Source organism: Candidatus Poribacteria bacterium (assembly GCA_021295755.1).
Lineage (GTDB): Bacteria > Poribacteria > WGA-4E > WGA-4E > PCPOR2b > PCPOR2b.
In genome coordinates this window covers 1-10,590 of record JAGWBT010000120.1, presented here as the reverse complement: position 1 = coordinate 10,590, position 10,590 = coordinate 1, and the positions used below count along the sequence as shown (strand labels likewise).

Below are 10,590 nucleotides of genomic sequence, written 5' to 3'. Positions count from 1 at the left end.
TCGATTTTGGAAAATCGACCTACATAAGTCTGTAGGGGTTGTGTCTCCCCACCCGTCAGGTGGGAGCAACTCGCCCCGAAGATTGGAGACGTACCGACAAATTACGGTCACGCCGCATATAAATGTCAACAGAACCTAGTTATTAAAAATCCATCAGAACCTGTAGGTCGAGATTCACATCTCGACACAAAACTGTTTACTATGAAGGTGAAAGTTCGGGGAGGTAATCTGGTGTAATCTCATCTTCCTCGCAGAGCACAACCGCTCTTGATATTACACCATACAGTTCTCGCACATTTTCCGGCCAATCATATTTGCGCAGAAGATCCATCGCTGCACCAGATACTTTGGGTGGTTTCTTGCTATCTAGTTCAGCTTGTTGTTGGACGAAATGCTCCACCAGAGCCGGGAGATCTTCAAGGCGCTCTCGGAGCGGTGGTGACTGCACTACACAGATACTCAGTCGATAGTATAGATCTGATCTGAACCTCTTTTGATCGACAAACTGCTTGAGATCGCCATGGGTCGTGCCGATAATACGGACATTGGCATAAATCGGTTTTGTCCCGCCGACACGATTAAAATAACCGTTTACCAGAAAATCGTGCAACCGATTTTGGGTTTCGAGTGGGAGTGCATCGATTTTATCGAGGCATACAGTGCCGTCATTCGCTATTTCTAGCATTCCTTTTTTCTGGCTAACCGCCCCTGTGAAAGCCCCTTGTTCATGACCAAATATTTCACTATTAACAAGCGTTGGAGCCGCTGCTGCCATGTGAAAAGGGACAAAGGGACCACTTGCATACTTGCTATTATAGTGGATTATCCGGGCAATTAGTTCCTTTCCCGTCCCCGTTTCTCCTTGGATTAGGACGGGTGATTGCGTTCCAGCAATCTTCTGGAGGTTCACGCGAAACTGCTGTGTCCATTTACTTGTGCCGACTAATTCAACCTTTGAAATTGACGGCGTCAGTGACTGCTGCGTTTCCATTGCGCTCAAGAGTTCTTCAGCTTCATCAACGGTGAGTTTGTGGTCGTGAAGCAGCGTGAGTACCTTCCGTTGTGCTGCGTACATGATTGGATATTCGGTTGGTTGAAATGAGCGGGGCAGTGTTTGCATGGCTGCGATGCCTTCCTGTGGAGACATCTCTCCGTGTTCGATTGCTTCAAGGATCTCAAGTTGTTCCTGCCGTTTTGGTTGAGGCGCGTACCCCAGCGCGTCTATGACCTCATCCAGCTTCTTTCGTACCGTTGGGTATGAGATTCCCAGTTCTTTTTCGACCTCCTTGATGTTGCCCCTAGCAACAAGGAATGCTTCGACGAATTGCTGCTGATCCGAGGGCAGTAATCCAAGTTTGGAGATTGGGAAACGCCCCTCCATTGCCATTTCGCAGGCGGTGCATTTCAGTTTGACAGGTTCAAGCCGCCCGTCGCAGATTGGACAGTTACTGATTGGTTTGCGCATAGTTGTTTACCTTTACCTCAGTGGTTTAATTCTATGGAAGTTTTATTGTGTGGACAAATTCCGAAAGTCTATGACATGACGTAAGGGTGACGTCAGGTGGAAAACAAAGGAAAAGAACGCCACGACCGCACCGATAACGAGTGTGAGTTGCAGTCCTATCGTTTCACCTAGGGCTCCACTGATCATTGCACCAAATGGGATCACACCAAAGACAAGCACTCGCCGACTGGCATTGACTCTTCCGAGCAATTCGCGTGGAGTAATCGCCTGCCGGAGACTAATTTGATTGATACTATAAACCGTCAGTCCAATGCTTTGAGATGCTTGTGCCAGTATCAATATTGGAATTGTGAACATACCGACCTCAGCCGCCAACGGTACAATTCCCATCCCGATGCTCATAAGCAATGTGCTACCAATAAGCATTGGACCAGGTCCATAACGCTGTGCACCTAGATTCGCGATGGCTGCACCGAGAAGAGATCCCGCACCCGCGCTGGCCAAAATGATGCCAAGCCAAGTTGGGTTTATCATTAACTCGTGATTCAAGTAAAGAATAAACACCGTTCCATGTATCGCCCCAGCAAAGCTGCCAATGGTCGTTCCAATGACCATCGCCGATAAGATTGGGTGAAGGAAGATTGTGCGAAGTCCTACACTGATTTCACGCCAAATTCCTTGAGTACGTTGGTTGCGGATTTGAACCGACTCCGTTGAGCGGGGGAACACCAAGCAGGCACCAGAAATAAGGAATGAAAGTCCATTAAACGCCACAGTAAACGGGGCAGTAATACGTTCAACTAAGAATCCTGTGAGTCCAGGACCGATGATTTTCGTTGCAGATCGACTGACCGAAAGTTTCGAGTTCGCATCGACTAAATCCTCGTGCGGAACGAGGGAGGGTAGGAGTGTTGTGGTAGCTAGAGTAAAAGTAGCTGACAACATTCCACCTAGGAAACTGATGAAGTAGAGCAGTTCAATCCTAAGGGCACCCGCAAGAGTCGCTACTGGGATTGTTGCTAAGAGAATGCCCCGACCAAGCTGTGTTACCATCATCAGGGGTTGCCGTCTGGCTCGATCGATCCACACCCCGATAAACAACCCGAATAAGAGTATCGGTGCATTATCGAGTGCTCTTAGAATGCCCATTTCGCGTGCCCCGGCACCAAGTGTTATAATCGCAACAAGAGGTAATGCTACCTCAGATATAGCGTCCCCAAACGCAGAGATTGTCTCAGCCGACCAGAGTTTTAGGAAATTCACATGACGCCAGAGGCGTCCGGACACTGTTTTCACCTGAACTCCTCCCCTATACTGCTTTGTGCATTGATTTCAATAGTGTCCCCGCGATAAAGTAAGGTGGAATCCTACAGCGAATATAGCGAGACAGTTTGGGTATTATATCCTCAATCATTGAATTTAACAATACAAATATTATTCTATGTTAATAAAATTGGATATATATTTAACATTATCAATATTTTTAATAAATTACCTAATATTGGCTGAAAGCCTTTTTAAGCTATCCAAAACTCACAGACGTTATTTGGAATGAACTATGAACCGTCGCCGAATTGTCTGTATTGTCTGTTGTGTGAGTTTATAATCTACCCAACGGAACAATTGTGTGATAAAATCTATAATAGTCGTCAGTTTGGGTGCCTCCGGTTGATCGGGTAGGGCTTGTCATCCCGATTGACAGTAGAATTGAGGAAACTATCTCATAATTTCCAAATTAAGCTAGCACCATTGGTTAGGAAAAATCCACTTGCCAAAGGTACACACCCATGAAAGACACGCCTACTACCTTCCAAAGTGGTTTAACGCTCAAATCCTTTGTCGTTGCTCTGGTGCTCACGCCGATCAATGTGTATTGGATCATCGAACTTGAAGTGGTTCGATACACATTCCCCACCTGGACACACCCGCTGTTTAATGTGATTTTCATCCTCTTCTGGCTCCTCCTCATTGGACGCGCTCTTGGCAAAATCTCCCCGACGCTTACTCTGTCTCAGCAAGAGTTCTTCACCGTCTATTTTATGTTATGTATTGTCACCTGTCTCTGCTCCTACGACATCATGGAAATCTTGATTCCGATCTTGGGGCATCCATTTCGGTTTGCTACGCCCGAAAACGACTGGCGCGAGCTGTTTTGGAAACACCTGCCGCAATGGCTTACTGTGCGAGATGAAGAAACCCTAATCGGCTTCTATGAGGGAAAATCAAGCCTCTATGCGGATGACAATTTTAAGGCATGGCTTATCCCTGCTGCTGCGTGGATCTCGTTCCTTTTCGTGTTGATGATTGTGATGTTGTGCATCATCACTTTGTTACGGGTGCAATGGACTGAGCATGAACGATTGACCTACCCACTCATCCAACTTCCCATGGAAATGACAAATCCCAGATCGAGGTTTTTCAAGAATCGACTGATGTGGATTGGTTTCGGTATCGCTGTGTTGATTAGTACCATCAACCTATTCAATTCAATCTATCCTTTCATCCCCTATCTCCCTGTCAAACGTCAGGACGTTCATCACTATTTTACTGAGCGTCCGTGGGACGCCATGGGAAGTATACGGATTTCTTTCTATCCCTTCGCAATAGGTATCAGCTTTCTGATACCGCTTGATCTACTGTTTTCGTGCTGGGTATTTTACTGGGTCTACAAGGCCGAGTTGATAGTCGGCAGCGTCATGGGTTGGAAAAGTCTCCCGAAGTTTCCCTATGCCGGCGAACAGGGTTTCGGCGTCTATGTGGGGCTGTTAGGATTTGCCCTTTGGACCGGTAGGGCTCACTTCAAACGGTTGATGCGCCATCTGTTCCGACCTCAGAATGCTGTGTCACAACTGGAAGACGCACGTGAAGCGATACCCTATCGTCTTGCATTTGCAGGAATTTTCTTCGGCATGCTCTTCTTGATGGTCTTTTCCTACAGAGCTGGCATGTCGTTGTGGGTGGTTCCTATTTTTTTCGGGATTTACCTGTTATTAGGGACGATGATTGCACGCCTCCGCGCCGAATTGGGTTTCTTGGTTCACGATTTTCACTGGGCCCAGATCGATCCCCACCACCTAATCGTTGCTGCCTTTGGGACGCGCCGACTCGGTGCCGGCACCCTCACCGTCTTCACGCTGTACATGCATTTCAGTCGCGCCAATCGTACCCATCCAATGCCAGAACAATTGGAAGCTTTGAAGATCTCGGAGCGACAGAATATTAACCCGCGTCACACAGCTGTTGCGATTCTGCTAGCAACACTGATAGGGGCTGTGACGATTTTTTGGCTCTTATTGGATAACTATTATCGACATGGTGCTGAATCTGGATATTATATGGGGCCAACCATACAGTGGGGGCATTTTTATAACCGACTTGAAGGTTGGATGACCGCGCCTCAAGAACCCGATCAATCCGCTCTCGCATTTATGGGTGGTGGACTTGGCGTAACTGTTCTGCTAATGTTTTTGCGAGCGCGCTTTATCTGGTGGTCCCTTCATCCCCTCGGCTATGTGATGGCGAGTAGTTGGGGAATGTGGAATCTGTGGTGCTGCTTATTTGTTACTTGGGGATTGAAAGCTGCTATCCTGCGTTATGGAGGGCTCAACGCATATCGTCGCGCAATTCCATTCTTTTTGGGGCTTGCGCTCGGAGACTATATGGCGGGTAGCCTCTGGAGCATTTTAAGTATTCTGACTGATACCCCCTTATACCAATTTTTTCCCTAAGCGACCTCGTCATCTCGCCGCGTATTCAGCCATTTGCTTGATTACACATTTCCATTCTGTTCTTGATACAGCCGTGCTATAATTTTTAATCGATTCGTATTGAAATCTCACCTTCCAAAACAGAGGAGAAACCTATGAAGATCGGAATAAGTGCCTCAACTGATGTACAAGCGACTGTTGAACGTTGCAAACGACTCGGCGTTGAACGCGTTTTTATCAGTTGTGCTTCCCTACCCGGATATGAGGAAAATGGGTATCCGGCCACAGACCACCTGCGGGAGTTGAAAGGCAGATTGGAAGATAATGGTCTCGAAGTGCCGAGTGCCACCTATTGGTTTGCGAAGTGGCCCCCGCGGCCTTGGCGTGATGGTTCAACAAATCCGGATATCTTGTTGAACCGTGACCGTCATTGCATTGATGCGATGGTGCGGATGATCGAAATTTTGGGAGAGGTTGGCATCACATCGGTGTTGCATTACGTGGACATTGGCAAGCCGTTAGATCTCGCACAAGAAGAAGCGTGTTGGGAGGGTTTGATTGACATCTACCGTGAGCTGATGTCGGTGGCGGAAGCGAACGGTGTTGGCATCGGAAACCACAGTCTTCACCGACTCTTGCAAGATGGTGTGCGTGAACGGGCCGTTGCTGAAGGGGTAAAAATTGAAGATTACAGAAGGTATATGACAGAAGGATGGGGCGGCCCTTTCTTGGTCGGGACTTGGAAGGAGCTGCGTCGATTGATCAATACGGTTCTAAGTCCGTCGAATGGGGTAACGTTGTGTACCGGTATGGATATTCCCGGCGGGGATGTGCCGTCGCTAGTGGAAGAGTTTGCCGATAAGATTCATTTCTGCCAGCTGCGTGACCATTCCGATCGCTGGCCTGCCGGTCGGGAGGGACCCCTCGGCGAGGGACGGGTCGATCTTCCCGCTATAATCGCCGCTTTGAGAGATGCTGACTATCAAGGCATTTTACATCCAGAACACTTGGGGCAACCGAGATATCCGGGTGAGGATTTGGAGGCAAAAGCGGTTGTTTACGTTAAATCTTTACTTGCATCGCTGGACAATGAGTGATTGAATTATTCAAGATTGGGTTGCTTTTGTATGAAATATAGTGTAGAATTCAGGTATTAGATGTATGCGGATTGAAGGTGGGCTTTGGAAGTCTACAAACCCACACGGAACGAAATTTAGATCGAGTTTAGGCAGACGATTGAACTATTCTGAAGAGCCAACGCCAAACGCAGATGCAAAGCTGTCCAAAGCGACGCCGAAGCGATATACAAAGGTGCTTGGCTCGATTTCCAACACCATCCTAAGGAGGAATATGAGATGAAACTCTTCGGACAGTTCACAATCAATTGCTTGGTCGTATTCATTTGTATAGGTCTTCTTCCAGCCGTGGGATATGGTGCTGCTGACTGGGAGGATGTCATATTCTACTACCCCATGAATGAAGGGGCCGGGGGTGTAGCCAAACAACATCCTAAGGCTCCCAACCAGTTTGCTGCAAAGCTGGAAAATGGTCCTAAATGGGTTACAGACGATATACCGGACACGCAAGGAAACAAGGCTGCCCTTGAGTTCCTTATTGCGAAAGAACAGGGGTTGACAATATTTGACCATCCTGCGTTGGATCTGGGGACAGGGGATGTTACCCTTGAAGCTTGGGCGAAAACTGAGATAGGCGACGAAAATCACAAGATGATAATAACTACCTGGGGAGAGAATGGTAGTGGATACTATCTCAAGATAAGTCAGGGTTTGCTCTTAACTCGATATAATGACACCGATAGAGTTGGTCCTGAGGTAAAAAGCGTAACGAACGTCGCTGATGGTAAGTGGCACCATATGGCTTCTACTCGACAAAATAGGACCGAGGTTAAGATATATATTGATGGCAAACTGGATGTCGAAACAAATGAGGGCGCAGGTCCAGGAGCGGTGGACCCCGACGCTAACTTCTACATTGGTTGGCAGATAAATAGACCGACCCGTTTCTTCGAGGGGCGAATCGACGAGGCGCGCATCTGGTCGAGAGCCTTAACAGGTGAGGAAATTTTACAGGCGATGAATGGAGGAATTTTAAGCGTCGAATCCGCGGGTAAACTCCCTCTTAGCTGGGGCCGTATCAAGTCTAGTTATTAACTGGACTACTATGATTCCAAAAGTGGGTGTCCTGGGCCTCTATAAGTTGATCGATCTTCTCCGTCCAGGTTTCCTTGCATCGGGCGGTAGAAAATCTCCAATCCACATGATTAAGGTAGGGGCGAACTTAACCTCGTCTCTACCTTTTTTTATTTTTTGGGACACCATATGATGACAAAGCATCTCACTATTTTCTGTGTCGTTTTCGTCCTGATAGCGGCCGTTGATGTCCAAGGGAAAGAACACGGGACCCTAAGTCCCAATCCCATCGAGGCTGAATTCTCACCCGATTTTGTCAAATATTATAACCGTGGTTTAGAGCTTATCAGAAGTGAGAATTACTTGGGCGCTGTTGAAGCGTTCAAGGAGGCCATCCAAATCGACCCGAGTCGTGAAGAAGCTTACAATGCGCTTGGAACCGTTTATTTAACCGATCTTGCCCAAACAACGGAAGCAATTGAAGTATTTCAAACCGTGATCCAATTAGTTCCCAATCATGCCCGTGCACATCAGATGCTCGGTATCGCCTATTTCAGACAAAATGCGTATCAGGAAGCAATACGAGCATTGCACCGCGCCATTGAACTTGAACCCACCGACTTAGATAATGACTATCATCCATATTACGACCTCGGAATGGTTTATCTGAAGCAGAACAAGTTTGACGATGCGATTCGGTTATTTGAACAGGCAATTCAGTTGAATCCAGATCATATCCGTGCATACTACAGTCTGGGTACCGCCTACATCCGAGTAGGGAATGTTAAAAAAGGCCTTGAGCAGATTAAGAAATATGAAGCGCTCAAACCCTACGCGAACCGTGTGTCGCAGCTCGAAACATCTATTCAAAGAGCCCCCAAAAATCCTGAACTCTGGTATCAGCTCGGGCTGGTCCACCTACGATATGATAAGTTTGAACTTGCCATCAAACCTCTGGAAAAATCCATTGAACATAACCCGAACAACAGGGAGGTTTACAATACGCTCGCGGCATGCTATATGAGACTCAACCACTTTAAAAAGATGCAGCAGGCGTGTGAAGCAGCGGTCCGGCTCGCACCTAGCGAGGCGAACGGACATAACAACCTTGGGATGAGCTATTCGCTTCAAGGAAAATATCTCGAAGCGATGAAGTCATTTTTAACGGCGATTCAACTGGATGCGGAGAACCCTAAATTTCATCAAAATCTTGGAAAAGTGTATGAAAGGTTAGGAGATGTGGAAAAAGCCGCTCATGAATTCAAAACAGTTCAGCAACTCCAAGCAGGGCAGAAGCACAAAGAGAAGGATGGCAAAAGGGAAGGAAATCCGTGAACCCCTACGCAATACGCAATGCGTTTTACGTTTTATGCCGTATTGGATAGTGTTTACTCTAAGTGCCTGCGTTATTTCTACCCACGCGCGAACGCCTGTTAAGTTTGTTGATGTTGCTGAAGGGGCGGGCATTACATTCAAGCATGTCAACGGTGCCAGTGGGCGGTTATACTATCTGGAAACTATGGGGTCCGGTGCGGCTTTCCTCGACTATGATAACGATGGCGACCTCGATCTCTACATTGTTAACAGCGCTTCTCTACCAGGCTTTGTGACGGATACGCCGCCTACCAACGTGCTCTATCGGAACGATGGGGATGGGGGCTTTTCCGATGTTACCACTGACGCGGGAGTTGGGCATCTTGGCTACGGGATGGGGTGTGGCACTGCCGATTATGACAACGATGGCGATCCAGATCTGTACGTCACGAATTTTGGCGAGAATGTGTTATATAGGAACAATGGCGATGGAACTTTTACGGATGTCACGGTATATGCTGGTGTGGGTGACCGCGACAGATGGAGTTCGAGTTGCGCCTTTGTGGATTATGATCAGGACGGTAATTTGGATCTTTATGTTGTCAATTATCTTGATTACGACATTGTTGAAGATGGGAAATGGTATGATACAAATGGGCGGCGGATTTATAGCAATCCACGAGTCTATAAAGGGGTGTCGGACACCCTTTACAGAAACAGTGGAAACGGCACGTTTGTCGATGTGACGCAACACGCGGGTGTTTATAATGATACTGGGAAAGGGCTAGGCGTCACCTGTGGGGACTACGATAATGATGGGCGGATAGACATCTATATCGCCAACGACACAACGCCGAATTTCCTCTACCGTAACATGGGAGATGGGACGTTTATGGATCTCGGTGTTATTGCCGGGGTCGCGTATAACGAGGAGGGAGTCGCGGAAGGCGGAATGGGGGTCGATTTTGGGGACTATAACAATGACGGTTTTCTAGACATCTTCGTAACAAACTTTTCCCGTGAAACCAACACGTTGTACCGCAACAATTCAAACGGTATTTTTACTGATGTCACATATATTGAGCATTTAGGAGACTCAAGTTTCCTGAAGCTAGGATTTGGGACCAAGTTTTTCGATGCCGACAATGATGGGGATCTGGATCTCTTTGTAGCAAACGGGCATGTCTATTCGACGATTGAGTCACAATCCGACACTATCGAATATGCACAAACCGACCAACTTTTTCTTAACGCGGGGGAATCCTCTTTTCTTGATGTCTCTGGGGAGTGTGGTACCTATTTTTCAGTGAAACAGATCGGTCGAGGTGCTGCCTTTGGTGATTATGATAATGATGGCGATACCGACATCTTTGTGGTGAATTTGAACCAGAAAGTGGGGCTACTTCGCAACGACGGAGGCAACGAAAACAACTGGCTAAAAATCCGAACCGTTGGTGTCAAAAGCAACCGAGATGGGATTGGGGCGCGTATTGAAGTAATCACTCGCTCTCATACCCAGATTAGAGAAGTACAAGCGGGTTCCAGCTATCTTTCAGGGCAAGACTCGCGCCTTCTCTTCGGATTGGGTGCCGAAACCAGAGCAGAAGAAGTGAAAATCACGTGGCCAAGTGGCTTAAAGCAAACGCTGGCGAAGGTAAAGGCAAATCAATTTCTTATCATCACTGAGGGGCTGGGTGCACAGACACAGCAGTTGTCAAGATGATAGGATTTACGCGCAGCCACTCAGTCCCTTCAAGAGGGGCCGTAGCTAAGAATCATAGGCGAAATTACGAGTTGCGTAGATAATTCGTAACCCCTGCCTTTTAGTTGAAATATATTACAGCATCGTGTATAATCTAGTTTTTGACATACTCCTCGCCCTAAAGGAGGAGGATACTTTTGTTGGTCTAGCCAACATTCTCTGCTCAGGCAGAGCAACATTGGGTTTCTAACC

The 10,590-nt window shown here is 47.4% G+C and carries 7 protein-coding genes; 5 read left to right on the top strand and 2 right to left on the bottom strand.

Going from position 1 to position 10,590, the window contains the following annotated elements; translation table 11 throughout:
* Window positions 1-199: 199 nt before the first annotated feature.
* The gene (locus J4G02_16620) at window positions 200-1,465 is read right to left on the bottom strand and encodes a sigma 54-interacting transcriptional regulator (GenBank protein MCE2396181.1); all 1,266 of its coding nucleotides are present in this window, start codon (window positions 1,463-1,465) and stop codon (window positions 200-202) included.
* A 42-nt stretch (window positions 1,466-1,507) separates the two neighbouring features.
* Window positions 1,508-2,761, bottom strand: coding sequence for an MFS transporter (locus tag J4G02_16615; protein MCE2396180.1), 1,254 nt, complete (start codon window positions 2,759-2,761; stop codon window positions 1,508-1,510).
* A 491-nt stretch (window positions 2,762-3,252) separates the two neighbouring features.
* Here J4G02_16615 and J4G02_16610 point away from each other — a divergent pair, with 491 nt between their 5' ends.
* From J4G02_16610 to J4G02_16590, 5 genes are all read left to right on the top strand, one after another.
* Window positions 3,253-5,193, top strand: coding sequence for a hypothetical protein (locus tag J4G02_16610; GenBank protein MCE2396179.1), 1,941 nt, complete (start codon window positions 3,253-3,255; stop codon window positions 5,191-5,193).
* A 134-nt stretch (window positions 5,194-5,327) separates the two neighbouring features.
* Window positions 5,328-6,269 (top strand): mannonate dehydratase, encoded by a 942-nt coding sequence (locus tag J4G02_16605; GenBank protein ID MCE2396178.1) that lies wholly within the window; start codon window positions 5,328-5,330, stop codon window positions 6,267-6,269.
* A 258-nt stretch (window positions 6,270-6,527) separates the two neighbouring features.
* Window positions 6,528-7,343, top strand: a complete 816-nt coding sequence (locus J4G02_16600; GenBank protein ID MCE2396177.1) for a LamG domain-containing protein — start codon at window positions 6,528-6,530, stop codon at window positions 7,341-7,343.
* A gap of 171 nt (window positions 7,344-7,514) precedes the next feature.
* Entirely contained in the window at window positions 7,515-8,657 is a 1,143-nt protein-coding gene (locus J4G02_16595; protein ID MCE2396176.1) for a tetratricopeptide repeat protein, read from the top strand.
* A gap of 184 nt (window positions 8,658-8,841) precedes the next feature.
* A complete protein-coding gene (locus J4G02_16590; protein MCE2396175.1) occupies window positions 8,842-10,359 on the top strand; it encodes a CRTAC1 family protein in 1,518 nt (505 codons plus the stop codon).
* Window positions 10,360-10,590 lie beyond the last annotated feature (231 nt).

Coding starts and splice junctions, on each gene's coding strand:
- J4G02_16620 (MCE2396181.1), bottom strand. CDS start 1,465: ATGCGCAAACCAATCAGTAACTGTCCAATCTGCGACGGGCGGCTTGAA.
- J4G02_16610 (MCE2396179.1), top strand. CDS start 3,253: ATGAAAGACACGCCTACTACCTTCCAAAGTGGTTTAACGCTCAAATCC.
- J4G02_16605 (MCE2396178.1), top strand. CDS start 5,328: ATGAAGATCGGAATAAGTGCCTCAACTGATGTACAAGCGACTGTTGAA.
- J4G02_16600 (MCE2396177.1), top strand. CDS start 6,528: ATGAAACTCTTCGGACAGTTCACAATCAATTGCTTGGTCGTATTCATT.
- J4G02_16595 (MCE2396176.1), top strand. CDS start 7,515: ATGACAAAGCATCTCACTATTTTCTGTGTCGTTTTCGTCCTGATAGCG.
- J4G02_16590 (MCE2396175.1), top strand. CDS start 8,842: ATGGGGTCCGGTGCGGCTTTCCTCGACTATGATAACGATGGCGACCTC.